Source organism: Bacillus sp. UNC322MFChir4.1 (assembly GCF_000746135.1).
Lineage (GTDB): Bacteria > Bacillota > Bacilli > Bacillales > Bacillaceae_G > Bacillus_A.
On record NZ_JQKQ01000012.1, the window covers coordinates 134,099 to 156,900 of the forward strand.

A 22,802-nucleotide genomic window follows, 5' to 3' on the forward strand; every position below is an offset into this window, starting at 1 on the left:
AATAACGAACATTCAACGGATCCATTATCAATTCTCATTCCCCTTTGCTACAAAATGAAATTTTTATTCTAATCTTCCTTACTAAATTGAATGTGCATAAAAAAATTCCAAATTTCCTAAAATAATCAAACAAAGAGACACTTAGGAGAAAAATAAATGAAAACAACACTTAAAGTACTTAAATATATATTTTTTACTATCGGTATTATTTTGTTATTGTTAGAAATAATAAATGTTATTTTCCCTGGTTTAATCAAATAGCGTTTTTATTCAAAAACATAAGATTTAAGCTTATCTATTTCTTGTTCAATAAACATAATTACTGTTCCTATTTCTAGTGAAACTGTCTTGTTAACATCTGTATCCAAGGAAAAACCCTCCAGGAATGTTTCCAAATGCGAAATCCGTTTTTCGTTTTCTTTTATTGCTTGTTGACGTAACAGTTCTTTTTCTTCTTTCGTCATAATATCTTCTCCTTTTCTCTCAAATTAACGATTTTGTATTAATCACACTTCTGCATTGTCGTAATCTAAATCAGAGCAATATACAGTAATTTTTTCTCCTTCTAAATCAGGATCATCAGCAGGCTTCCATTCTTCATCATTAAATACAATATCGGTTACAGACGGTTCAAGAACTGGTACACGATAACTTCTTGTTTCTGTGACATATTTTTCAGCTTGTTCTAAGAAGTCTTTTTCATCTTTGAAATTCCTAATATCACTCAGAACCATTTCTCCGTCCCCATCTTCAAAAAAACCTTTAATAACTGTGTCTGTCATTTTATGTTCCCCTTTCTTAACAAAATTCAAATTTGATTATCCACTCAACCCCTGCCGTCTCCCAAAATCAGCCGCTTTTTTGTTGATACTCTTTAATATCCGGCTAACATGTGGTTGACTCACTCCTGTCTGCTTACTAATTTCTTGCTGTGGTCTATTTTTCGAAAGCATATCCCAAACAAAAAATTCTTTGTGTTCTAATGTTTTCATGAAAGAATCCAACACCATTCTGTCTTCAATATCTTCTTCCATACGCTCTGTTTGCTTATCGACAAGTGTTTTCTCTAACGTGATATCCTTATCTTCACCTGAATCATTCATCACTTTATTTAACGACAATGCTCCAGGCTGATACTGTAACGCCACTCCTACATCTTCAACAGATGCCTCTAACTGCGAACTAATTTCTTCCGGACTTTTTTCATGTAAACCATTTATCATAATTTTCCCTTTTAAATTGTAAATCGTTCTCGGTACTTTTACCTTTTGAGACTCCCGTATCCCTCTACCGATTTCACCATGTATTTTATAGCCCGCATAAGTAGAAAATTGATATCCAAGCTTATGGTCAAAAGTCTGTCTTGCTTTAATCAAACCAATCATTCCGAATTGTATTAAATCTTCCAGATCCAAACCTGTATCATTTTTTATAGAACTCATTCTCTTACCGAATTTCTTCCAAACAAAATGATGAACAAGCTTTTCGTATTTCTCCATAAACTCACCATCTGACATGGCTTGTACATCTTCAATGACATCAACCGTTTCTTTTTTCATCGTTCGCCCTCCTGTTCCACGTTTTTGTAGTTCCTTTCCATAATCCTTCCTTCTGCCATTGCTGTTTTAATTTCGAGACATATGAACCGCTACGATCAAACATAATACTGATATCCTTATCCGGAATGCCTTGCTCATTCATTTGACGAACCTTTTCAGGCGTTAGTCCTGCTGGTATATCCTTCTTTGGGCCGCGGTGATCACGCTGACCTGAATCAAAATACCTACCCAACTGGCGTAATTTTTCACCAGTCGGGCAAGCAGAACAAACGCTAATACTAAAACATTCATCAGCTGAACGATTGTAATAACACCGTCTGCATTTCTGTTCAATAATGTCACCAATTTCATATGTGAGTTTTGTGCGTTCTTCTTTTGTCAGTTTCATCGTGGTCACCTATAAGACAGCTTTGAGGGCCATCCCTAACGCTTGTGACTTACCCTGTAGTTCAAGACGATGTGAACGTTCTTTTTCAAGTTCGGTATGTGATATTTGAAGTTGTTCGTGCAGCTTTTTAATCTCAGCACGTTGTTCGAATCCTTTTTCAGTAATGGCGTTAAATTCATTTTTAAGAGTAGAATAATCTTCTTCCATTTCACGGTACTGTTTTTGATAAAACTCCGTGTAATTTTCCAACTTCAGCCGCAATTTCGTCTCAGCAAGTACTTCTTTTTCTAACCGATTCTTTTCTTCCACAAGCTCCTTGATTTGTACTTTCAAAGTTTCTAAGATATCCTCTTGCGCTAATTCTGTTACTTCAATCGCTTGACTTTTCTTTTCTACGACGTTTTCAATCTGCACTAATGGTTTTGTATTCGATTGCTGTTTTGGAGTACCTACACGCTTTACAGGCGGTTGATTTTCATCTCTTCTTTTTGCGATGTGGTAATACAATGAGCTTTCCGTTACTCCTAAATGGTCTGCAATTTTTGCCCAAGACAAATTTTCTTCACGAAGCTTTTCAGCCTTTGCACATAATTTATCCCAATTTCTCTCTTCACCCATATGTTCCGTTCTCCCCTCGTCTAAGCTTTCACCTAAAGTTTTTAGTGATTTACCGATAGGACAATTGGCATAGCACCATGCAATCCGTTCATCTTGACTCACGAGCTTATTATTCTTTTTCTTCGGTACTGACTCGCACCCTTTGCAATACTCATCTTGTGTATCCAATATCTGCAGCCGTATCTTCCGTTTCTCCGCTCTATTCACCCCATCACCTCATGTATGAGATTGAAGATTGGTAGTATGGCACACTGACCACACTACCAACCTGTTTTATTAATCTTCTAATTCTTCATCAAAAGGCTTGTCCTCATCTGTTACCTCAATTTCTTGTTGTTCCGGATCCTGTGATAGTTCTTCTGTTTCTTTTGGCTCATCCGTTTCCTCAACTAGCTTCTCCTCTGCCTTTGGCTGTTCTGATGGCGCTGGTTGGTTCTCTTTCCATTCGTGCCACTTAATTGCTAACGGAGCTACACGTTTACGATATTCATCAATTACCTCAATGATTTGTCCAGAAGACATATTCAATTCATTTGCAAGCTTCAAATAAGATTCACCTTCAAGACGACGTTTCACGATGTCCGGTAGTTTATTTGGCATTCCATCAAAACCTGGTGCTAAACCACTAATGATGAACTCATCAACTATCTCACGATCAGCCTGTTCTTTTTCTTCACGTGTCTGTATTTTTTCTTCTGGAATATCAAAGTCTGCTTCCATTTGCTCATAAGCTGGTTTTACTTCTTCCACAATCCCTTTATCATTTACCTCATATTTCGTAATCGGCTCATTCGTTTTTGTATTAATAGTGACGTTAAAATTAACTTGCATTGATTCAAGAGAAATAAACACTTTCGCATCGATCATTTCAGATAAAGCATCCAACTTGCCTTTTAACGATTGGTCTGTAACTTCCAAAACAATCTCTTTCTTACCGTCCGGTTTAAGATTTACTTTCTTTAAAGTTGGTTTGAATTCGATATATGACATATGATCCGCTCCCTTTAATTTGCTTGTTTTTGTTTTTTTTCTTCACGTTTTATTTTGTTATACTCATCTAGTCCGATGAATCCACCGTACTTTTGTACATGTTTTAGAAGAGTTAAATGTAAATGTGGATATTTGTACTCAAACAATTTCATTTTCACCTTAAAAGTTTCTGTAGCTAGACCTTTTATATCAATGACCTCAACCTCACCGCCAGGAAGGTATACCATGAAGTCCGCCTTGTATGTAATCTTTTTGAATGCCTTCCCGTTCTTTTTAAAAGCTGGCTGCAGCTCGAAAACAGGTTGTAATTCGAATCCTTGTATTTCACCTGCAGCTTGCCGAATTTTCAATCCTTCGTAGTAATCCCTCTCAGCTTTACTATCGAAAACATGGCCATCAAGTTCAACTTTTTTATTCCTGTATTTACTCATTGTTCTTTTTTCGCTTCACTGATTAGTAAAGTGATTTCATAAACGCCATTTTGAAATTCTTTCATACGCGTTTCCCCTTCTTAAAATTTATTTTCGGTATCTCCGTGCCGCCAAGTCGTTTACAATCCATTCCGAGACGACAGGAGCACCGTTTATATAAAGAGCATTTCAACATGCACACCATAACCTGATCTTCTTTCTTCATCCAATCCGGCCGACTGTCAACGATTGTGACGTTCAATCGGATAACACGATTCCTGTGTTTTTCATTACGCTCCTCCTCAATTTGCAACTAATTTATCGAACAAAGCTTTATCTCTCTTATCTAGTGCGTAATCGATGAGCTGGGATTTGCTGAGGCCTTCCAATTCATATATGACTCTTTCGATTTCTTCATGATCTTCATGAGGCAAATCGGTTTCTAAAGATGGTTCAAAATCTTCCAACACTTCCATATACAGTGGATTACTGTATTTACCCTTAAAATTCAGTTGGATGTAGATTGGAGTGTCAAGATTATTAAAATGTTCAAAAGCTGTTCCTACGTCATCCAATTCATCTTTAATTGCATTAGGTTTATAAAACGCAAACGGATCGCCTTCTGAACATACTGCCGATATTTCTATCCCATACGGATACTTCTTCGCATTTTCCACAAAATGCACTCTTTCAGTAAATCTTGTGTATTTTTTAAAAGTGTAAATCAGCGCGAATCCCCTCTGTACTTTATGTGACAAGTGACTTAATACCCATCCCATAAACTCCCGCTTCTTCTCAACCGACACGTTGCTCACGTTGTAGCCCCCTCTCCCATGATTCAAATCGTTTTAACCACGCATTCCAACGTTCTTGATAGGAGGCTTGCTGCTGTTTTGCTACTTCACAAGTGCAACCATCCGTTGTGATTACACCTGAATAAGTTTCTTTTCGGACAATGCCTGTGTTGTTGCATTTTGGACACATACTATTACCCCTTTTCTCGATAATCTTCGCCTTCTACAGCGATTAAGTAATCTTTACTCATACCGAACAAACGGCTCTTTGCTGCATACCCAATTTTTTCAGGTAACGTTTCATCATCTTCATTGGAGCTGTATAAAATCGGTAAGTTATGGCGATATCTATAATCAATGATTTGGTAATACAAATTTTCTTTTGCTTCTGACCATTTGGATTTTCCAAGGTCATCCCAAATGAGAACATCAACTTGCTTTGCATGGTCCAGCAGACGATTGAACTCTTTCTTATCGTCATTCATCATCTTCGCTGCAATGAGATCATCCATGAACGTGCCATCTGAAATGAGAAGCACGCTATATCCCTGTTTCATGAGATACTTTGCAGCCGCTACTTGAAGATGTGTTTTACCGAGACCGAAGCTGTTATGTTCTCTTTTGGCTTGCGCTCGTTTATCTGGTTCCAGCTGCTTGATCCGAAGTTCTCCGAATGTCGCGATGAAGCCTAAACTATTTTGTTTTGACTTTCTGATACTTTCGAAGTTCTTCAAATACTGCACCATCGTATTGTAGAGAAGCTTTTGCTCTTGAGTGTCACGTATATAAGAATCAAACCTTGCATCTACAAACTCTTCTGGAATCATGGCATTTTTTAAGCGTCGTTCTAATACGCGTTGTGTTTTGCAATCGCAATCTTTTTGCATCGATACTCGCATACCAAATTCATTAACTTCTTCATAGAAAACAACTTCTGCATCATGACATTTCAAGCACTTATACTCGCTTGATGAAGCTTGGCATGTTTCTTCCTCTGCTTTCATTTTCTTCTGCATAGCTTCTGCTCGCTGCATTAGCACGACCATAACGTCGCCTATTTGTTGCATTCCCACCACCGCCTTTACGGTTTTTGAAATCCTCATCAAGCTTTACTACATCTGCCATTGTTCTTACGTTGTTCTTTTGCCAATCGATTAGGATCTTACGAATGTACGACCAACGTTTTGCATTTTCATCGATGGCTTTATCAACAGCTGTATTTACAATCTCACTACCAAATACTTCGCAAAATTCTCCAAGTTCTTGCTCGCCTATTGCACTTAAAGAAATTCCGTACTGCAACAAATGGTTATAGCTTGTCTTGAAATTTTCATCTATTAAGAGGGAACCCTTATCATCATCATTATCTATATGTGTAGTAATCTCTGTAGTAATCTCTGTATTTGTCTTTACTTCTAAGTAACCAGGGTCCTTACTTTGAAGTAAAGAGGGTGCTGACTTAGAAGTAAGGAGGGTATTTACTTCTAAGTAACCAGGGTCTTTTTGTTCGCTTTGATACATACTAGAGATTTTTTTTATTTCCGAAGCTATTGGTTCAATAAACATCACATTATTGAGTATTTTTCCTTCAACTTGTATAGTTCGAAATTCGATATTAACGAGCATCATGTCTGTCAAGTGATCACACGCTCTTTTTACTTGCAATTTTGTGAAACCAAAAGTATCTGCTAATTGTTGATAATTCTTTTGTAATTTATCTGCTTTAAATTTTTTCTTGTAAGTAATCTTACCGTTTATTTCATCACGAATTACTGTCGGCCTGTACCAATAAACAACCTCACTTAAAACCATAATCGCTACTATGTGAGGCTTTCCGTTACTAAAAGTGATATAGTTAAACCATTCATGATCTACTACATTCCCTTTTAAATTTAATTCTCCAATTTCAGATACAGCACTACTCATGTCGTCTACCCCCTTGTGCAAATCGCGATGTATGATTCTCCACTCTTAATGACTTTTTCTATCTTGTAATTCGGATAACCGATTTTCATATACCGTGCAATTGACTGTTTCAACTCATCTTTTGACTGTGCTCTCTCCCACAATTTGCGTGAGAGGAGCACATTTGATTTCTTCACTCTTCTATCACGAATTCTTTCTGCCCATCGCCTTCAGATGCTTCTGCCACTTCGATAGAATCCATCTCAATAAATTCTGGTTCTTCTGTAATGTCTTTTCGAACCACTTCATCATGCTGTGCTTGTGACTGCACCTCGATACTAATTGGCAAGTACTTGAACATGTAGCGAACAACTGTCTTTTTTGCCATCTCTTCATAGTCGCTTTTCCAAGGGCTATAACTTGAATTTCCGGAAGCTGAACGACTACGACGTTTTTCAATTTCACTTTTTGGCATGAACTCCATTTGATGGCCACCATCTTTGAAATGAGCAACCGCGTATGCCCCGATGAATTCACCCCGTTCTCCAAAAGATGGTTTGTGAGTTAATTTAGGATGAAGACCTAATTCATAGTCGAACTCATCATTTTCATATACTGCGTGAGCATAGATGCTTTGAATATGGCCAGAACGTCGAGCCAGATCAATCATTCCTTTATAGCCAATAATAAAAGTTGCTTCACTTTTGTACGGTAAGATATAGCAATGACCAAGTAATCCTGGTTCAAGTCCTAGCTGTACTGCTTGCATAACTGCACCCATTAATGAAGGTACGCTGCATTCCAAAAGCTTAGGGTTTGTACGAATTGTTGTAAGAGCAATTCGGCTCATACGATCCATGCTCATATGCTTTGGTAGCACCTCTGCAAATCGTGGTGCCATTGCAGTCATATATGCTTCAACTTTTTGTTCCGGAGTAGCTGGTTTATTTTCCTTACGGTTTGCTAATTGGTTTTTCACATCTTTATTAGTTGCCATTATTTATTTCCTCCCTTATTTCACCGCAAATTTTCGTGATTTGGATATTCTCGCATACTTCTCAAATATTTCAGGCTTTTCTGTTTTCAGCTGTTTGCTATCTAACCGCGTTGAAGAATATGACTTCCAAGTAATCATGTACTTTTCAGTACCACCTACTTCGTTATTTCCGAGCATTGCTTTCAACTTGTTTTCATACTCCGCTTTCTGTTCTTGCATAACTTTGATTTCTCTATCAAGCTGATCTCGTGCTTCGATAAGTAGTTCTGCATCTTTCCCTAAGCTGACAAAACTATCTGCAATAGAATCCGGATAAAGTTGTTTTAATAATTCTGTTGACGCTTCGCTTCCATCGAACATTGGCGGCTCATTCTTCTCAACATGATTGATCCAGAAGTCTTTTTCGATATCGATTAAGTATTGAATAAGCTCTTCATCGCGGTCGATTTTTTTGTAAACAAACTTGTTTCCGCCAATGAGAACCGCAATCCACCATGCTTCATAGCCTGTAACCGCCATATAGTGCTGACATTGAAGTAAGTAAGCTGCTGGGATTTCTTCGCCTTCCCACTCTTTTTTCAAATATTCCGACGCAGTTTTGCATTCAAGACCTACCTTCTCACCGACTATGAGACGGTCAACATTAGCCAACATCCAAGGATATTCAGGATGTTGTAAAATGGCGTTTCTGCGTTGTACTTTTAAATCAGTTCGCTTAGTAAATTCCTTTGCAACAACATCTTCCAAGATGGTCCCGAAATATGCCGCATCACTTTGGATATGTTCTTGCTCAATTGTTTGAGTTTTTTCAAGAAACACTTGAACTGGTGACTTATATTTACTTAGACCAGCAATTGGTGCTACATCAGAACCACCAATCCCCTGCTTACGTGCTTCTAACCATGCGCTACGATCCATATTTAACGTGTGAACCAATACTTTCGCTTGCATGTTCTAATCACTCACTTTCTGTGATATAATAAGTTCAACAATTTTTTCTTAAGGGGCCCATTGCAGTGGGCTCTTTTTTTATTTCCCAGCTGTAAACCGTGTAGCATGACGTTGTAAAAACCCTTCAGAACACTCTTCGCAAATAAGACTTCCTTCATACTTGTAGTACGTCATCCCAAAATAAATTTCACCATCACAATCACTACAGTAATGTTCGAAATCTTGGCGGCAGGAATCATGTTGATTGCCACTTACGATTGGATTTTCTAACACTTAAATCACCTCCTTAAAAAATGCAGGATTTCCCTTTCCTTTGTCGAATTAGTAATGTTTGGAAAGGGGGTGCAACATGGCAGAAATCAAAGTAGGACTTACACAATTTTTAGACTTCACACTGAAAAGTAGTGCAGCTAAAACAAACTTTGTAAAAAACCTAAAATCTCAACCTGAATATCACCCAGCTTTTGATTACTGGAAACAATTGCGGGACACAATTGTTAAATTCCATCAAAACGAGCTATCTTTTGAATGTTTCGAAACACTAGTACAAACTGTTGATCAAAAGAAAAAACAAAACTATATTGATGTAATCAAACAGTACAAAAAATTTATTAGAAACAAAGAAGTTTCTTGGTTCGATCCAGGTAAATCACATTGGGTATCAGAAGATTTAATCGTCCGCTCATCACCTGAACTTGGTTTGTTCATTAATGATGAGCCACATCTTATCAAACTATATTTCAAAGGAAAAAAAGAACGAATAGATAGATACAACATCAACTCAACACTGACATTACTCAACAAATCGACGTTCTCTAATGATCATAAAGACATGAATTATACGGTCCTGAACATTCAAAAAAACAAAGTGTATACAAACAACTCTATTAGCAATGATCATTTAATAGCGCTTGAATCAGAAGCTAATCAGCTTTGTTATATATGGAATAAGATGTAAGGTGTATTAATTATTCATTTCATTACCTAGTTCATGCATAATTTGAGCGCACTTTTCACAAATCCATTCATTTTCGTTTAATTGAAGCTCACCTTCTTGTTTCTCACAAACAATGCAAGGTGGGCGTTTTTTCGAGAACAATCTTTTTATCCATTGCAACATTTTTCAACTTACCTCCTCATCCAGAGTTATGTAGTGAACTCTAGCAACAGCCTCAGCCCTGATCCCCTGCTTTTGCAAATGTCGTACTATGATGCGAATATTTTGTTGTTCGCGGTCATGCTGTTCTTTCGCTCTGTACAGTGCTGCTAATTCTCGACGAGCAAGGCGTGCTTCCTTAATCCAAATACCAAATTTCAGCGGATCACGTTGTTTCAACGCATCTTTTTGCTGATTTTCACAATGTTCAATGAACTTTTTCAGAATTTGCGCTTTTTCAGCGTCTTTCTTTAGAACTAGTGCCATGATTTTTCTCCTTTTCTTTTAATTGATCTATGAATTTAGAATTACACGTGTAGCAAATGTATTTCGATGAATTAAGTGCAACTCGTTATCTACTTTTTTATAAATCAACCAATTGTTAGGGTTTAAATTATATGACTCAATTAGCACCTTTTGTTTTTTGGTTGGATTTTTCCCGTTCTTCACAGTCATCACCTCCCTTCAAGCTTGTCCAATATCATCCTCCACTTCAATGAGCAACGCTCAATGAAGCATAAGGTTTAATTAGCTTTCTTTTGTAATGCTAGTTCTTCAGGTGTTTTGCGAGTGACTTTGACTTTTACACCATAAAAAACTTCATATGCTTCTTTAAAAACATCCTCAATTTTTCTATCACCGTAAACCTCTTCAATGATGAATCCTTTATACTTTACTTCTTTCATTATTCACTCACCTAAATTCCCTCAGGGAAAATTTCTATTAAAAAAAATTGACTTGTTCGTCAAACAACTCTTTAATATCTGATTTTAATTCATGTGAGATTTTGGAAGCTAAACTATAATAAATTTTCTTTTTATATTTTTCATTATTAATAATTTTGTAGCAATAACTACATGAAATCCCTAAATTTTTAGCTAATTCTTCATAAGTATATCCTGATTTTTCGAATGCCATCTTTAATTTTGTTTTATCTACATCGATATCCATTTCTGAACTCCTTTCAGATACTTGTGTATCTAACTATAATGTTCCCTTAGGGAAAATTCAAGTGTTTTTTAAAAAAATATTCCTTTAGGAACATTTTTTCGCGTTTGATTTTCCCAACAGGAAATATTATAATGAACTAAAATTATATATTTTTAATGAGGTGACTGGTATGGAGTTAAAGGATCGTATGCGCTTTTTAAGAAAAGAACGCAATTTAACACAGACTGAATTCGGACAAGCAATAGGTGTAAACGCTGCTAGTGTATCAAAATTTGAAACAGGTGCAAAATCACCTTCTCGTGAAACTCTTGAAAAAGCAGCCGATTTCTTAAATGTGACTGTTGATTACCTATTAGGTAGATCGGAAACACGTGAATTAAATGCGATATTAGATCAAAAATATCATCATTTAAAATCTCGTTTAGATCAATTACCAGAAGAACATCAAGAAATTCTATTGCAAAATATGTTAACAATGATGGAGTCTTTCGAAAAACTGAATAGTTCTAATAAAAAATGGTGATACTAACAAAAGTTATCGCTATTTTTTTATTTTGAACAGCATTTCGATATATGTATCTATTTGTTTTTCATCATTCAAAATTTCCCCTAAGTATTTAATGAAATTTATTAAAACTTCTTCTTTTTCCGATATTTCTTCTTTTTTCACTATTTTTTCCCCTTTCAGATTGATTATGTAAATAATAACATTTCCTCTAGGGAAAATTCAGAAAAGTATATCATCTTTACTTTTTTCGTTTTTGTTTACTAAAAAAGAGGATAGTGAATTTACACTACCCTCTTTTCAGCCACCCGGTTTGATTTCCGCATATTGTATTCCGCCCGGTTTGATTTCTGCATATTGCATTCCGCTATCTTTCATCACATCACTATACGAAAATGCTGCTATTGTTACTGTTAAAAATGTACAAATTGCTAATATTGTCTTCTTCAATTCCAACAACTCCTTTATATTTTACATTCCCAAAATCTACCATGGATTGAGTTAACAAGGAGCTATCCCCTCTATTACATAATTCCCTTGCAACTATACTAGAAAATAAAAAATTAGACTGATAAAAAAATGTTTGAAATTGTTCGTACAAAGCTGTTGGGGATTTACTGGATGCAGCTATAAAAAAATAAAGGAAGTCCTTTTCTCCTTCTTTATCAATTATATCTTGAAGAGAATTGATTGACAATTCACTTTTCGGATCTTTTTGATACAAAGCCAATCTCGGATCAGAATCATCTTCTAATTCTATCCCTAGATATATCTTTGCAACATCTAAATTAAAACGTGCTTCTTTTATAAGTTCATCATCATTTATTGTCTTAGCAATATTATAACTCTTCTTAAGAAACTCTAAACTTTTTTCTTTATCTTTACATAAATATGACATTCCAATAATATAAAAAGCATCCGAAACTGTTTTTAAGCAAGCGTTTGTATTTATTAAAGATTCAGCATATTTTCTAGCCAAATAAGTATTATTGCGTTGTAAAAAGACCGGAGCAAATACCTCTGCTATTCGATACAGATAACATTCCTTTATAAATAATTTCCGATCACCATCTATATCTTTTACTTGTCTTTCAACCTGTTCAATTGTTTCTAACATTAGATTGAATTTTTTTAAGTGATAATATCCATAACACTTCATAATTTCCATCAATATTTCTAGTATCTTATCTTTTGGATGTCCAATAGGTTTTAACTCGTTTATAATCTGATTACCCGGAAGTTCATTAACTATATATTTATATAGGACTGTATATACCTTGACATATTCTAAAATAGTACCTGTTTCTTGTTTATGTTTCTCTAATAGTTGTTTTAAAAGTGGAATATTGCGAGTCAGACAGGCATATTCAAAACTGTGTTTAACAGCTTCTGCTGTATCTAATTCTAAGCACCATTCCACCATTGTTTCAGTAGCCGTTTTTCCTTCATCACATAAAATATATGACAACTTTAAAAGTTGATAAAATCCAATTGTTCCTTTATGTTTAAATTTTGACATATACTGTTTAGATACACCTATTTTATTTGCCACAATCGTTAAATTCAAATCTTCCCTATCCTCAATTAAATCGCATATCTTCGTATGAAATTGCATTTTCTACACCCCTTATAAACGATCACCCAACTATTTTCCGTTATATTCACAGAATATTTTATCATAAAAATACGAACATCAATTCCTTTTGAGATGGAAAACATGTTGAGAAAGTTTTTTCTAAAAAACAGAATAGTACTAATAACTAGTAATGTGTAAATTTCACTAGTTATTAGTACTATTCACAGTTTCCATTGTCAGCCCAATCATTGAATCATAATCTAATAATTTCTTTGATAAACCGTATAATCCAAACGTACATGCTAACGAAATTGCAATCCACGGAATCGATCCATAACGAATTGTCAAAATTGCAACTCCAAATGCAGCTAAACCTACAGCAATGTATTGCCAAAAATTAAGTTTTTCTTTTAACACAAGCGTGCCAAGTAAAATACTAACAAGCGGATTAATATAATAACCTAAACTCGCTTCGATGACGTGGTTATGATTGACTGCCCATATGTACACAAACCAGTTCCCGCTAATTAATATAGACGCTATCGTTAATGACATGAATAATTTAGGCCGTTTAAAAAGTTGTACAAACTCGTTCTTAAATTGACCAAAACGTTTAGAAATGAATAAAATGAATAACATAAAAACGAATGCCCAAACGATGCGATGCGCTAAAATTTCTTCTGCAGGAACGTCGTCAATCAATTTCCAATAAAGCGGCAGGATTCCCCACATCATATATGCACTTGCCGCATATATGATCCCTTTTTTTTGCGCTTCCATTTGACTCCCCTCTTTTCTTTTTTCTTCATTATAAAGTGTCCTTCTATTTGATTACAATTTTCCGCTACATAACTTTTTCATCTAAACCTTTTATAATATCCAAAAGACATATACTCCTAAAGCAGCAAGTAATGGAATACCAAACACAAACTTATTTTTATGCGTCTTGTGATGAAACATATACATGCCAATCCAAGCTCCAACACCTCCCCCTGCTGCTGCAATTAAAAATAACGTACTCTCTGGTGTACGCCACTGTTTCTTCTTTGCTTTCCTTTTATCTAGTCCCATCATTATAAAAGCAAGAATATTAATGAAAACAAAATAACTCCATTTCACCATTTTATGAAAACCTCTTTCATACATTTTTTCAATCCATTATTTATCCCGCACTATTGAGCAGTAACTCCCCACTGATGGGAGTTTTAATTTATTATACACTCATTTTATTTTTTAGTTTTATAAATATGGAACAATGATTTTATCTAATCAAACAAAAATTATTGACTACGATAATCATTTTGTGATAACATATAATATTTTACTTATTATCTTATATATGATAGACTTAGATAGGTTACCATATATGGAGGTGGATTATTTGTTTCAAATTGGCGATAAAATTGTTTATCCAATGCACGGAGCAGGTGTGATTGAAGCAATAGAAGAAAAAGAAATCCTAGGAGAAAAACAAAAATATTATGTAATAAGAATACCAATTAGTAATATGGAAGTAATGATTCCGATGAAAAAAATGATACAAGCACGTATACGATTAATTGCCGATATGCTTACATTAGAAAATGTATTACTTATTTTTCAGTACGGCGAATCAGATCATTCACTCTCATGGAAGCAAAGATATACCCAAAACATGGAGAAAATGAAGACGGGTGAAATACAAGAAGGTGCTGAAGTAGTTCGCGATTTAATACGTAGGAATAAAGTAAGAGCACTTAATACAAGTGAAAAACAAATGTTAGACAACGCACAAAAAATTTTAATTAGTGAATTGAGTTTAATTAAAGGAATTACTGAAAACCAGGCAATTGATTTGTTAAATACGAAAGTCGGCTAGGTAAAGAAATCCGTTTTGAATTTGATTTTAAATTATATAAGATACCTAAAACGACAAAATAGCCTAACATCTATTTTGTTTTTTTTGCTTTATGTACCTCAATATGGTATGATTACAAATACGGTTTGATTATAGGAACATTATCCTCTAAGAAAAAATTCTTTTTCCTCTAAATGAATTATTCTCACCACTTTTTATTCCCATACTTCTAAGTATACGATGAGGTTCATTTATCCAAGCGTTGTTTTTGGATATCCCGATTCATACTGGCACGGTCATCGGAGCCGTAAGGACGAAAGAGAGGTAGGGCTTTCGTTGTTTTGAGGTTTCAAAAACGATAATGAATATTTACTGTTCTTATCTTCCATTTTAACGTAAAAACGAGAACAGATTTAAATACATGTTTATATTTGCTCGGTTCATATAAATAGTAAACACATCTTTAGGAATTTTTTAAAAGTTTTTTATATGAAAACAATCAGGACAGTAAAATGGTTTAATAGTGAAAAAGGATTTGAATGTATGAAGTACCAAATGATAGTAATGTTACAGTAAATTGCATTCAAACAAGTTAACAGAGGTCAAAACCTAAGAATGTTGTAAAACTATAAGAAAACGAGAAGAACATGCAACAGTTTGCTGCATGTTCTTTATTATTCTTCTACAGTTTCATTTTCATCTTTACTACTACCATCACCAATAGATTGCGTATCTTTATTCTCCATACAAACCATTGCGTGATAAATTTCTGCATACAATCCAAATACTTGGTACACACTTCCAAGAAACGGCACGAGAATCCCTCTTTTCAAAGTAATACATTCCAAGATTAAGGATTCCCAATCTTTTCTTAATCATTCGTGATTCTATCTTCCTCTTCTATTTGGATATTAAGAAGGTGTAACCATTTCTTATATGGTGCGCTGTTTGAATCGACAAATTCTTTTGCGTATGAGCGATTCCATAGTTGCTTTACAAATAAAGCTGCTTCTTTTTTGGCCATTGATTCTGCACCAGCTCCGTAATAAGCTTTAAAATACTGTTCAATTTCATCAACGAGTAATCGTAATAACTCATCAGAAGTTTCCCCTAAAGTTGGATCATATTTCGCTTCCTTATCATACATCAATATAATGTCTAAAATATTATGAACTTGTTCTTTCCGAAGCCATTTTATATCTTGGGCACCTAATACAAATGAATGTGTATATAAATGCCCTCCATTTTGCAATGCTTTTTCCTGTTCTTCTTCAAAACGAGAAATGATATTTTCATAAATAAATGGATTATGAAGTAGCGCACGGTGCAATTTATACCCTTCATTCGATACATTTTTTCCCATCGATTGAATAAGAGAACTTCGGCCCACTCCGTTATATTGGTAAACGAACTGACCATCCACAGCAGCAAGGCTAATCCAGCGATATATATATGCATATAGTAAAGCGCGATTACATTTCTCATAATCTAACTTCGTTTGCGTTGCATTTAAATCTGGCATAAAGGCTGGCAAATGCCAATATTTATCGAGATGCGGCGTTAAATTTGATTTACGAATGTTTAATTTATTTACGCGGCGATAATACGCCTGAAAGTAATCTCCCTTCTCGTTTGCATTACCATTTCCAAGATGCCCGGACGAAAACTTTGGAAAATCTGGCAGCGATAACCCGTAATGTGCACGATAACATACAATTTCATACGGTGAAAAATCTGTATCAACGGTTTCTTTTTCTTGAAACATCTCTTGAAGCGCTTCTTCATTTAACTCTTTCTGAACAAGTGGATGAATACCCCAATATTGCAATTCCCGGTGATGAGAAACTTTCGGTATAAATGGACTTGCAAGGTGTAATAAATCTTCTATTTTTTCACTGACATACTCTGTTATATCACGTCTTTGAATAGCAGCTTCTTTTCGAAGTGCTTCAATAATATTTAATTCTAGTTTATCTCTGTACCGTTCTTGCAGTTCTTTTTCACAATACGTTAAAATATGTTTTCGATAAAAATCTTCTACTTTTTGCGATTGCCCTTCCTCCGCCCCTACTTCCCGACAATATTCTCGATATAAACTCATATAAATTTCAGTAGATATCTCTTTTGGCAGCACACCATTGTTTACATGGTGATGAATGTCTTTCCATATTTCTTCCTGCATTCGTTCATCTGCTAATACGTAAACATTTGTTGGATTGGTTTTCCCCTCAAATTCCTTACTACGCTTTTGAATGTCTAATAATAAGTTTTCACGAGTTTCTTGTAAATTATCAAAGAAACGTTCCCAATATTGAATCATTTTATCTACAGCTTGATATAATGATTGATACACAAGTTCTAGCAACATTTCTTTTCGGTACTCATTTAACTTGTGTACATATTGGGTGGCGATATCTTGGAATTCTTTACGGAATAAGCGCTGCTCATTATGGAATATCTTTCCAATCCACCCTTGTTGCTGTGCGAGTTCAACACGCCTGACGGCTGTTACCGTTCCTTCAATATTACCCACATTAAACTTCTTATCATAATTTTGAATGAGATTACGCTTTTGCTCATTATTTTCGTGTAAACGATTCATTTTCTCAGTTAACAATTTACGAATTTCATATAACATATACCTTGCAGCTACAGGATGAACAGGATCTGTTTTCTTCAAAAACCACGTATTTAATTGATAGGACTGTCCTTCTGAACCACTTGGCGTAAAACGATCTGCTTCAATTATGTCATAAACTAATGTTGTGACATGCTCATGTACACGGCTTGGAATTGCATACGCATATAACCGCACCGCATGATCAACTCGCGCTACTTCCCCTTTCATTTGCTCCGTAATTTTCAACTTTGCAGCCGAAATTTTACACTCTCGCTGCAACCGGTTTAACTCTTCATCTTTTTGCACTGTACGCTGCACATAACTTTCTACCGAATCAAGAAACAATTTTGCCTTTGATATACCAATTTTTCCACCTTCTGCTCCTTCACGTGCTTCATAATACATTTGTTTATAAAATACATGCGCTTGTTCTGGACGAGTCGCTAAATGTTCTAAATCCTCTAGGAAACTTTTCCCCCGCTCTAGTTTTTCACGTTGCATACCGCGGCGAACATCTTGCTCATACCGACTTTTCTTCTCTAAAAAGAGTCGATCTAAATGAAGCCACGATTCCTCTAGCCCTTGCACAGCCCATTTCAAAGCACAATAACGAAGAACATTTTCATATGGATAAATAAGTTTCGCGACTCCTGCTCCGCAATAACGGGCTCTACCATTTGAATCAGCAAGTTGCTGAATTTGATTATCTTCCTGCGCGAAATGACTTGTTGACATTGGACTAAATAGTTGTAAATAAATCGTATTTGTCATTTGTTCCATATAGTCAGACAAACTATTTAAATGATGCCCATGTAAATTTTCATAATCATATAAAAAGCAATAATTAAATGGTAAGTGATGTTGCATAATTGTATGATTTGTACGACCATCTTCATCGACTTGATCAGGCCTATATTCTAACTCAATTGTAACACCTCCGCGCCGTGATAATTCTCCAGTAGATCCTAATGTAATAGCGTGTAATTCTTTTAATGATGCGTAACCGTTTGCCTGCACTGCTTCAAATTCTTTCCCGCTTATTGTGCGCGTCTTTACGAGAGCGTCAGGAAGCAAGAAAGCGCCGCGAATTAAAATGTTGTGATGTTGCAACTTTTTCCGAAGCATTTCTCGTAAATAAAGGGCAATTTGCAAAAACATCCCTGAACCTGTACCACCAGCTAATGATGTAATAATAATAACCCGTATACCGTACTCTGTTTTATCACTAGTGACCGGAAAAATTTTCTCGATTTCCTGCCAAAACGCTGTTAATTTATCTTCCTTCATTGCTGCGCGAAGTGCTAAGCGGGAAATAACCCGAAGCTGGCCTGCGCCTTCTGTTAACGGTTTATCTAGTATCGTTGGATCAATCGGAAACCAGTCTGGAATTGTTGGATCTTCTGCAATATATTCGCGCGGTGTTTTACTCGAACTCGTTTGCGTCACAAATTTACGAATATGTTGAAAGTGACTTAACGTATTAATATCTGTATCAAAGACGTGCATCGCTACTTTTTTGCGCCGTTCTAGTGGAAGCTTTCGGTAAATATCATGCGTAATCGTGCTGCCAATTCCTCCAAGTCCAATTAATATTGTCGGCACTTGAAAATCCATGTGAATCACCTTCCTATTTATCCCGCTATTCGTGAGCAGCAAGACCCCAAGAGACCAAAGAAGATAGGTGGAGATAACTGCCCATAAAAGCCCGATTGGTGAGAGCTTTCCATGAGTGGGATGAAGAATCCGCCACTCATGGAAGTTTCACTTTATTCACATTCATACTTATATAACTCTTTTCCATACCCACGATCAATGACAACCATTTCGTTCGGATATAACGTTTTATGCTCACGCCCTGCTTCTTCGTCTGTTATAAACATACCATCAATTACCATACCTTGTACTTGAGAATCTTTCGTCACAAATATAGATTTTGAAGCTTTCTTTGCTACAAATGTAACGGACTGTACCGTTTTTCGTTCTGCTCGAAATGGAATGCCAAAATAATGATTCCACCATTTGGTTCGCAACGGTTCTGGTTCAGATTTATATAACCAATCTTCTGCAATTGATTGGTCCCATTCATAATATATAAGCGCCTTTCTATGAAAACGCGGACGAACTACCCATCCAATTATAAGAATTACAACGATAAGTAAGATGATACTAAACGGTAGAACGAACTGAAAAATAATTGCATAACGCTCGAAAAAAGGGACATCACGAATAGAAAACGAAAATTGTTTGCTTACTTTTTGTAATTGTGAATCTTGTAATGTGATGGTAGCCTCAACGGTGCCAGTTTCTGTGAAATTAAATGTGTTGGAGTAATAAGGACGAGGATAGACGTACAGTTGATTTTTATGTTGCTTTATCTCATAGTTGATAGATTTATGAAATGTAACAGTAGCTGTTTTCATTAATTCCTTTACTTCCGCTTCTGACATCGCTTTATCATTTAATAGCGGCTGTATGATGAATGGTGCGCTATGTTTTAAATTCGTTACTTTTTCCGTATAATTTGTTGTTATAACTTGTAATGATAGTTTTGGTATTGAAACAGATTGAATATAAAATTCTTTTGTTTGGCGATAAAATCCTTTTATATTCAAGTGCACATTTCCACGTATCGATTCTTTTTCTACCTTTGTTTCATAGTAAAAGGCTTTCTTTTCACCATTCCACTTCATCTCGTACATTTGGCCGTTTATTTCTATTTGTGCGGTAAAATATGAAGGATCTACTGGAACATTGCTTGGTTTTGCTTCTATAATTGCTGTTTGCCCTTCATAAAATTGTTCTGTTGTTTTTTTCTGTTCTTTTTCATAGGCGGAAATCGTATAATCTAGTGCTGGTTCGACAAGCACTTTCATATTTTCCTTTGAAACTACTTGATCAATATCTACTATATATGCACCAGGTTCTATTACAGCATTATTTTTAGACATAATGTGTGTAATACCACCATATAATCCCATTCCTGCCGGTGCTTGAATCGAAAATTTTGATTGTAAATGGAGTGGTCCTTTTATATTTTGAATACGATACGGTACGTTCTGAGAAAATTGATTAACGAGCGTAATTCGTTTTAATGGAAATGGTGTTGAGATTTCAATTTTATTTCCTACAATATTTGTTTTCACGGCTTCCTCTACTGATGAAAATGGATCACGATTTGCGATGAATGCAGCCGCTTGGTTCACACTGTGAATAACACCATCTTCTCCGCTTGTTGGTAGTACGACTCCATTTATTTGTTGTTTCCAAATTTCTTTAAAGATGTTCATTTGTATTTGCTCTTGCGCTCCTAAATTCTCTTCCATCGTAATTAATACCGCATGTAAAGAAACTTTTTTTGCTTCCATTTCTTTTTTAAACTTACTTAACGTTTCTGAAATTCGTTTTTTCTCACCTTCATCTTGCTTTTCTAACTCATTAAAAGCACCATCAGTTAGAATAATAAACCAGAATTCACGATTGGCATTCACCTGTGCTTCCCTCTTAATCGCTTGAATTGCGGTTTCTACCGATTGAAAAGGTGTATTCGCTTGCTCATTCCATGTTTGAATTTTTTCAATCTCACCCTGTCGCTTACTATTTTCCAAAGAAACTGATTTCTCCCCTGCTGGATGACTCATTGGTACATAAGAAAACGTATCCTTTTCATCTAACATGGCAATCAAGCTTTGCAGTGCATAATTAGCGTATTTCCACCGATCGTTATTACGCATACTTCCAGAATCATCATACACAAGTGAAACGACACGCTGCCTCCCCTCTTCTCCTTTCGCTAAACTAGAAAAAGGGGCCATACAAATGAGTAGTAGAAACAGAATAGATGTGGCTATAATTCGAGTATACATGTTGAAGCTTCGCCACCTTTGTAGACAAATTCCTATGTTTAAACTTATGAAAAGAAATACAAGATATGACTTGTATTTCGAAAAACGAATAGAAATATAATATTATTATGTAAACTATATTTTAAAAATACTGCATATAATCTTTTTATTCTCTTCTAAATTCCATCATAATTTTCTTTCTCATCCTATATTTCTACCACTTCGCATTGACGTACACTTCAAGTTCCTATGCTATATACAATATGTTACTTTCCAATTTAATTTTATATTCGTTTCTATATATTAATGAAAAAACTGACATTTATGCTTTGGAGTTTATATGTAATAGTAATAACTAAAGATCTGCTCTATAATTCAATTTAATTTACATAACTAAATTACTTTAAACTTTATCGCATTTCCGAAAGAAGCACCATCTACATAACGCTGAACAGCAGCTAATTTTTCTGATTCAGAGAATTTATGCATATAAAAAGCACCTCCAATTGTTTTCCCAAAGCCATTTATAACATATGAACTAGCAAATACTTTTTCTTGAAATAAATTTCCATCGTGCGGTAAAATCGCTGTAACACCAGTACGAATATGCATATCTTCTTTCAAAGTAACGTGACCAACTAAAACACCTGTCACATCAGTAATTGCATTCCATTTACCAACATTATATTTTCCAATTTTCATTCCGAGCTCACTCAGTCGTACCCGTTTCATCCTCTCACCTTTTTCTCGATTTTCTTTCTTTTCATTATAACAAAAATGAGAGTGCCATCGATAAGCACTCTCATTGTTTCACATATACTTCTACAACCGGATTTTCTTTTCGGTCTGCATGAAGGCGAATATTACTTTCTTTCGTATCATATATAGTTGATAATAATAAGATGGTTAGTAGGTTAGGAATTTTGCTATCTGTTCCGTATTTTCGTTCAAGCGCTTCTTTATACTCAAACGCAAGATCTCCCTGTATATACGTATACACTTCAAACCCATCTTTTAAATCACAAACAATACTATCAATAATATCGGATCCAACTTGACGCGTCATTTCTTTTCGCAGTGCGTCTATCAATTCCTCCCATGACATTTCATACGTTTGGAACGTATCTGACCGATTCATTTTTATCTCTCCTTTTTATTTCATCTAACAGGAAATCGGATTTTTCATTTCTAGAAAACACTCATTTCCTATCATTCCCGTTTTCATCGTAATTATGAAGGATTAGACAAACGTACAAGCCGCTCTTGTCCTTTTATCATATCGTAATACTGGAAAGAGAAAGGGGCAAAATTATATGAGTTCTCATAAACATTTCGATACATGTCGGCGTTATTATGGGCGAGTCGTACGTATTGAAGACCATAAAGGCAGGATCCATATTGGAAGAATTGTTGATATAACGGATGAATCAGTTTGGATTGAACCCGTTCATCGTAAGCGATTTGACCACGGGTTTGGCTTTGGCGGTAGCTTCGGCTGTGATTTCTGCGGTGGTTTAGGTAATTGTAACCATTGTGGATTTGATGACTGTAGATCTGGTAGATCTCGTAGATGCGGTAGATGTGGATTTGATGACTGTAGATGCGGATTTGGTGGAGGATTTGGTGGATTTGGAGCCGTTGAACTTGGTTTTGGATTCATTTTCGGTATTGCATTAGCCGCTTTATTTTTTATATAAAGAAAG

At 35.4% G+C, this 22,802-nt stretch carries 32 protein-coding genes and 1 pseudogene; 4 read left to right on the top strand and 29 right to left on the bottom strand.

Annotated elements, in window-relative coordinates:
- Nucleotides 1–266: 266 nt before the first annotated feature.
- The 14 genes from BR72_RS06015 to BR72_RS06085 all read right to left on the bottom strand — a co-directional run bounded on the left by BR72_RS06015 (nt 267) and on the right by BR72_RS06085 (nt 8,885).
- Entirely contained in the window at nt 267–464 is a 198-nt protein-coding gene (locus BR72_RS06015) for a hypothetical protein (RefSeq protein ID WP_035431053.1), read from the bottom strand.
- Nucleotides 465–506: 42 nt separating this feature from the next.
- Entirely contained in the window at nt 507–782 is a 276-nt protein-coding gene (locus BR72_RS06020; protein ID WP_051957233.1) for a hypothetical protein, read from the bottom strand.
- A gap of 36 nt (nt 783–818) precedes the next feature.
- The gene (locus BR72_RS06025; RefSeq protein ID WP_231559675.1) at nt 819–1,559 is read right to left on the bottom strand and encodes a sigma-70 family RNA polymerase sigma factor; all 741 of its coding nucleotides are present in this window, start codon (nt 1,557–1,559) and stop codon (nt 819–821) included.
- Nucleotides 1,540–1,947, bottom strand: coding sequence for a hypothetical protein (locus tag BR72_RS06030; protein ID WP_035430887.1), 408 nt, complete (start codon nt 1,945–1,947; stop codon nt 1,540–1,542). Before BR72_RS06030 ends, BR72_RS06025 begins: the two co-directional genes overlap by 20 nt.
- Nucleotides 1,948–1,956: 9 nt before the next feature.
- Nucleotides 1,957–2,772 (bottom strand): zinc-finger domain-containing protein, encoded by an 816-nt coding sequence (locus BR72_RS06035; RefSeq protein ID WP_081904799.1) that lies wholly within the window; start codon nt 2,770–2,772, stop codon nt 1,957–1,959.
- Between the two features lie 69 nt (nt 2,773–2,841).
- Nucleotides 2,842–3,555 (bottom strand): 2-methylcitrate dehydratase, encoded by a 714-nt coding sequence (locus BR72_RS06040; protein WP_035430893.1) that lies wholly within the window; start codon nt 3,553–3,555, stop codon nt 2,842–2,844.
- Nucleotides 3,556–3,569: 14 nt separating this feature from the next.
- Complete coding sequence (locus BR72_RS06045; RefSeq protein WP_035430896.1) at nt 3,570–3,986, bottom strand: DUF1064 domain-containing protein; 417 nt, start codon at nt 3,984–3,986, stop codon at nt 3,570–3,572.
- Nucleotides 3,987–4,267: 281 nt separating this feature from the next.
- A complete protein-coding gene (locus BR72_RS06055; RefSeq protein ID WP_035430900.1) occupies nt 4,268–4,780 on the bottom strand; it encodes a YpiB family protein in 513 nt (170 codons plus the stop codon).
- Nucleotides 4,761–4,949: a hypothetical protein gene (locus tag BR72_RS06060; protein WP_035430903.1), complete on the bottom strand. Its 189-nt coding sequence runs from the start codon at nt 4,947–4,949 to the stop codon at nt 4,761–4,763. Before BR72_RS06060 ends, BR72_RS06055 begins: the two co-directional genes overlap by 20 nt.
- Nucleotides 4,950–4,953: 4 nt before the next feature.
- Nucleotides 4,954–5,763 carry an ATP-binding protein gene (locus BR72_RS06065; protein ID WP_231559676.1) on the bottom strand — a complete coding sequence of 270 codons (810 nt, stop codon included), beginning with the start codon at nt 5,761–5,763 and terminating at the stop codon, nt 4,954–4,956.
- A complete protein-coding gene (locus tag BR72_RS06070; RefSeq protein WP_035430907.1) occupies nt 5,717–6,685 on the bottom strand; it encodes a DnaD domain-containing protein in 969 nt (322 codons plus the stop codon). The genes BR72_RS06065 and BR72_RS06070 overlap by 47 nt, the downstream gene beginning before the upstream one ends.
- Before the next feature lie 172 nt (nt 6,686–6,857).
- The gene (gene recT / locus BR72_RS06075) at nt 6,858–7,661 is read right to left on the bottom strand and encodes a recombination protein RecT (protein ID WP_035430909.1); all 804 of its coding nucleotides are present in this window, start codon (nt 7,659–7,661) and stop codon (nt 6,858–6,860) included.
- A gap of 15 nt (nt 7,662–7,676) precedes the next feature.
- Nucleotides 7,677–8,612 carry a YqaJ viral recombinase family nuclease gene (locus BR72_RS06080; RefSeq protein WP_035430911.1) on the bottom strand — a complete coding sequence of 312 codons (936 nt, stop codon included), beginning with the start codon at nt 8,610–8,612 and terminating at the stop codon, nt 7,677–7,679.
- 78 nt (nt 8,613–8,690) lie between these two features.
- The gene (locus BR72_RS06085; RefSeq protein ID WP_035430912.1) at nt 8,691–8,885 is read right to left on the bottom strand and encodes a hypothetical protein; all 195 of its coding nucleotides are present in this window, start codon (nt 8,883–8,885) and stop codon (nt 8,691–8,693) included.
- 76 nt (nt 8,886–8,961) lie between these two features.
- Here BR72_RS06085 and BR72_RS06090 point away from each other — a divergent pair, with 76 nt between their 5' ends.
- Nucleotides 8,962–9,570 (top strand): hypothetical protein, encoded by a 609-nt coding sequence (locus BR72_RS06090; RefSeq protein ID WP_035430914.1) that lies wholly within the window; start codon nt 8,962–8,964, stop codon nt 9,568–9,570.
- 6 nt (nt 9,571–9,576) lie between these two features.
- On the opposite strand, the gene BR72_RS26655 is transcribed toward BR72_RS06090, so the two are convergent.
- The 5 genes from BR72_RS26655 to BR72_RS06100 form a co-directional block, all read right to left on the bottom strand.
- A complete protein-coding gene (locus BR72_RS26655; protein WP_197059921.1) occupies nt 9,577–9,732 on the bottom strand; it encodes a hypothetical protein in 156 nt (51 codons plus the stop codon).
- A gap of 3 nt (nt 9,733–9,735) precedes the next feature.
- Complete coding sequence (locus tag BR72_RS06095) at nt 9,736–10,035, bottom strand: hypothetical protein (protein ID WP_035430916.1); 300 nt, start codon at nt 10,033–10,035, stop codon at nt 9,736–9,738.
- A gap of 27 nt (nt 10,036–10,062) precedes the next feature.
- Nucleotides 10,063–10,218 carry a DUF6906 family protein gene (locus BR72_RS26660; protein ID WP_197059922.1) on the bottom strand — a complete coding sequence of 52 codons (156 nt, stop codon included), beginning with the start codon at nt 10,216–10,218 and terminating at the stop codon, nt 10,063–10,065.
- A gap of 74 nt (nt 10,219–10,292) precedes the next feature.
- Complete coding sequence (locus tag BR72_RS26665) at nt 10,293–10,454, bottom strand: hypothetical protein (protein WP_197059923.1); 162 nt, start codon at nt 10,452–10,454, stop codon at nt 10,293–10,295.
- 37 nt (nt 10,455–10,491) lie between these two features.
- On the bottom strand, nt 10,492–10,719 hold the full coding sequence (locus tag BR72_RS06100; RefSeq protein WP_035430918.1) for a helix-turn-helix domain-containing protein: 228 nt from the start codon (nt 10,717–10,719) through the stop codon (nt 10,492–10,494).
- Between the two features lie 169 nt (nt 10,720–10,888).
- Here BR72_RS06100 and BR72_RS06105 point away from each other — a divergent pair, with 169 nt between their 5' ends.
- The gene (locus BR72_RS06105; protein ID WP_035430920.1) at nt 10,889–11,242 is read left to right on the top strand and encodes a helix-turn-helix domain-containing protein; all 354 of its coding nucleotides are present in this window, start codon (nt 10,889–10,891) and stop codon (nt 11,240–11,242) included.
- Between the two features lie 18 nt (nt 11,243–11,260).
- On the opposite strand, the gene BR72_RS27320 is transcribed toward BR72_RS06105, so the two are convergent.
- The 5 genes and pseudogenes from BR72_RS27320 to BR72_RS06120 all read right to left on the bottom strand — a co-directional run bounded on the left by BR72_RS27320 (nt 11,261) and on the right by BR72_RS06120 (nt 13,919).
- On the bottom strand, nt 11,261–11,389 hold the full coding sequence (locus tag BR72_RS27320) for a hypothetical protein (protein ID WP_269320421.1): 129 nt from the start codon (nt 11,387–11,389) through the stop codon (nt 11,261–11,263).
- Between the two features lie 135 nt (nt 11,390–11,524).
- Nucleotides 11,525–11,674 (bottom strand): hypothetical protein, encoded by a 150-nt coding sequence (locus BR72_RS26275; RefSeq protein ID WP_156107904.1) that lies wholly within the window; start codon nt 11,672–11,674, stop codon nt 11,525–11,527.
- Nucleotides 11,610–12,839, bottom strand: a complete 1,230-nt coding sequence (locus BR72_RS06110) for an AimR family lysis-lysogeny pheromone receptor (protein ID WP_035430922.1) — start codon at nt 12,837–12,839, stop codon at nt 11,610–11,612. Before BR72_RS06110 ends, BR72_RS26275 begins: the two co-directional genes overlap by 65 nt.
- A 183-nt stretch (nt 12,840–13,022) precedes the next feature.
- Nucleotides 13,023–13,580, bottom strand: a pseudogene (rarD, locus tag BR72_RS06115) (EamA family transporter RarD); the annotation flags it as partial.
- A gap of 90 nt (nt 13,581–13,670) precedes the next feature.
- Complete coding sequence (locus BR72_RS06120; RefSeq protein ID WP_035431063.1) at nt 13,671–13,919, bottom strand: DUF1294 domain-containing protein; 249 nt, start codon at nt 13,917–13,919, stop codon at nt 13,671–13,673.
- A gap of 247 nt (nt 13,920–14,166) precedes the next feature.
- On the opposite strand from BR72_RS06120, the gene BR72_RS06125 reads away from it, so the two are divergent.
- Complete coding sequence (locus BR72_RS06125) at nt 14,167–14,658, top strand: CarD family transcriptional regulator (RefSeq protein ID WP_081904803.1); 492 nt, start codon at nt 14,167–14,169, stop codon at nt 14,656–14,658.
- A gap of 653 nt (nt 14,659–15,311) precedes the next feature.
- Here the strand turns inward: BR72_RS06125 and BR72_RS06130 are convergent.
- The 5 genes from BR72_RS06130 to BR72_RS06150 all read right to left on the bottom strand — a co-directional run bounded on the left by BR72_RS06130 (nt 15,312) and on the right by BR72_RS06150 (nt 22,237).
- A complete protein-coding gene (locus BR72_RS06130; RefSeq protein WP_035430926.1) occupies nt 15,312–15,452 on the bottom strand; it encodes a hypothetical protein in 141 nt (46 codons plus the stop codon).
- 56 nt (nt 15,453–15,508) lie between these two features.
- Nucleotides 15,509–18,871 (bottom strand): tubulin-like doman-containing protein, encoded by a 3,363-nt coding sequence (locus BR72_RS06135; protein ID WP_035430929.1) that lies wholly within the window; start codon nt 18,869–18,871, stop codon nt 15,509–15,511.
- 152 nt (nt 18,872–19,023) lie between these two features.
- Nucleotides 19,024–21,120 carry a vWA domain-containing protein gene (locus BR72_RS06140; protein WP_035430932.1) on the bottom strand — a complete coding sequence of 699 codons (2,097 nt, stop codon included), beginning with the start codon at nt 21,118–21,120 and terminating at the stop codon, nt 19,024–19,026.
- Nucleotides 21,121–21,492: 372 nt separating this feature from the next.
- On the bottom strand, nt 21,493–21,831 hold the full coding sequence (locus BR72_RS06145; RefSeq protein WP_035430934.1) for a P1 family peptidase: 339 nt from the start codon (nt 21,829–21,831) through the stop codon (nt 21,493–21,495).
- Between the two features lie 70 nt (nt 21,832–21,901).
- Nucleotides 21,902–22,237, bottom strand: coding sequence for a hypothetical protein (locus BR72_RS06150; protein WP_035430937.1), 336 nt, complete (start codon nt 22,235–22,237; stop codon nt 21,902–21,904).
- Between the two features lie 175 nt (nt 22,238–22,412).
- Between BR72_RS06150 and BR72_RS06155 the strand changes: the two genes are divergently transcribed.
- Nucleotides 22,413–22,796, top strand: coding sequence for a hypothetical protein (locus tag BR72_RS06155; RefSeq protein WP_035430939.1), 384 nt, complete (start codon nt 22,413–22,415; stop codon nt 22,794–22,796).
- The last annotated feature ends 6 nt before the right edge of the window (nt 22,797–22,802 follow it).

Coding starts and splice junctions, on each gene's coding strand:
- BR72_RS06015 (WP_035431053.1), bottom strand. CDS start 464: ATGACGAAAGAAGAAAAAGAACTGTTACGTCAACAAGCAATAAAAGAA.
- BR72_RS06020 (WP_051957233.1), bottom strand. CDS start 782: ATGACAGACACAGTTATTAAAGGTTTTTTTGAAGATGGGGACGGAGAA.
- BR72_RS06025 (WP_231559675.1), bottom strand. CDS start 1,559: ATGAAAAAAGAAACGGTTGATGTCATTGAAGATGTACAAGCCATGTCA.
- BR72_RS06030 (WP_035430887.1), bottom strand. CDS start 1,947: ATGAAACTGACAAAAGAAGAACGCACAAAACTCACATATGAAATTGGT.
- BR72_RS06040 (WP_035430893.1), bottom strand. CDS start 3,555: ATGTCATATATCGAATTCAAACCAACTTTAAAGAAAGTAAATCTTAAA.
- BR72_RS06045 (WP_035430896.1), bottom strand. CDS start 3,986: ATGAGTAAATACAGGAATAAAAAAGTTGAACTTGATGGCCATGTTTTC.
- BR72_RS06060 (WP_035430903.1), bottom strand. CDS start 4,949: ATGTGTCCAAAATGCAACAACACAGGCATTGTCCGAAAAGAAACTTAT.
- BR72_RS06065 (WP_231559676.1), bottom strand. CDS start 5,763: ATGAAAGCAGAGGAAGAAACATGCCAAGCTTCATCAAGCGAGTATAAG.
- BR72_RS06070 (WP_035430907.1), bottom strand. CDS start 6,685: ATGAGTAGTGCTGTATCTGAAATTGGAGAATTAAATTTAAAAGGGAAT.
- recT (WP_035430909.1), bottom strand. CDS start 7,661: ATGGCAACTAATAAAGATGTGAAAAACCAATTAGCAAACCGTAAGGAA.
- BR72_RS06080 (WP_035430911.1), bottom strand. CDS start 8,612: ATGCAAGCGAAAGTATTGGTTCACACGTTAAATATGGATCGTAGCGCA.
- BR72_RS06090 (WP_035430914.1), top strand. CDS start 8,962: ATGGCAGAAATCAAAGTAGGACTTACACAATTTTTAGACTTCACACTG.
- BR72_RS26655 (WP_197059921.1), bottom strand. CDS start 9,732: ATGTTGCAATGGATAAAAAGATTGTTCTCGAAAAAACGCCCACCTTGC.
- BR72_RS06095 (WP_035430916.1), bottom strand. CDS start 10,035: ATGGCACTAGTTCTAAAGAAAGACGCTGAAAAAGCGCAAATTCTGAAA.
- BR72_RS26665 (WP_197059923.1), bottom strand. CDS start 10,454: ATGAAAGAAGTAAAGTATAAAGGATTCATCATTGAAGAGGTTTACGGT.
- BR72_RS06100 (WP_035430918.1), bottom strand. CDS start 10,719: ATGGATATCGATGTAGATAAAACAAAATTAAAGATGGCATTCGAAAAA.
- BR72_RS06105 (WP_035430920.1), top strand. CDS start 10,889: ATGGAGTTAAAGGATCGTATGCGCTTTTTAAGAAAAGAACGCAATTTA.
- BR72_RS06110 (WP_035430922.1), bottom strand. CDS start 12,839: ATGCAATTTCATACGAAGATATGCGATTTAATTGAGGATAGGGAAGAT.
- BR72_RS06125 (WP_081904803.1), top strand. CDS start 14,167: ATGGAGGTGGATTATTTGTTTCAAATTGGCGATAAAATTGTTTATCCA.
- BR72_RS06135 (WP_035430929.1), bottom strand. CDS start 18,871: ATGGATTTTCAAGTGCCGACAATATTAATTGGACTTGGAGGAATTGGC.
- BR72_RS06140 (WP_035430932.1), bottom strand. CDS start 21,120: ATGTATACTCGAATTATAGCCACATCTATTCTGTTTCTACTACTCATT.
- BR72_RS06145 (WP_035430934.1), bottom strand. CDS start 21,831: ATGAAACGGGTACGACTGAGTGAGCTCGGAATGAAAATTGGAAAATAT.
- BR72_RS06150 (WP_035430937.1), bottom strand. CDS start 22,237: ATGAATCGGTCAGATACGTTCCAAACGTATGAAATGTCATGGGAGGAA.
- BR72_RS06155 (WP_035430939.1), top strand. CDS start 22,413: ATGAGTTCTCATAAACATTTCGATACATGTCGGCGTTATTATGGGCGA.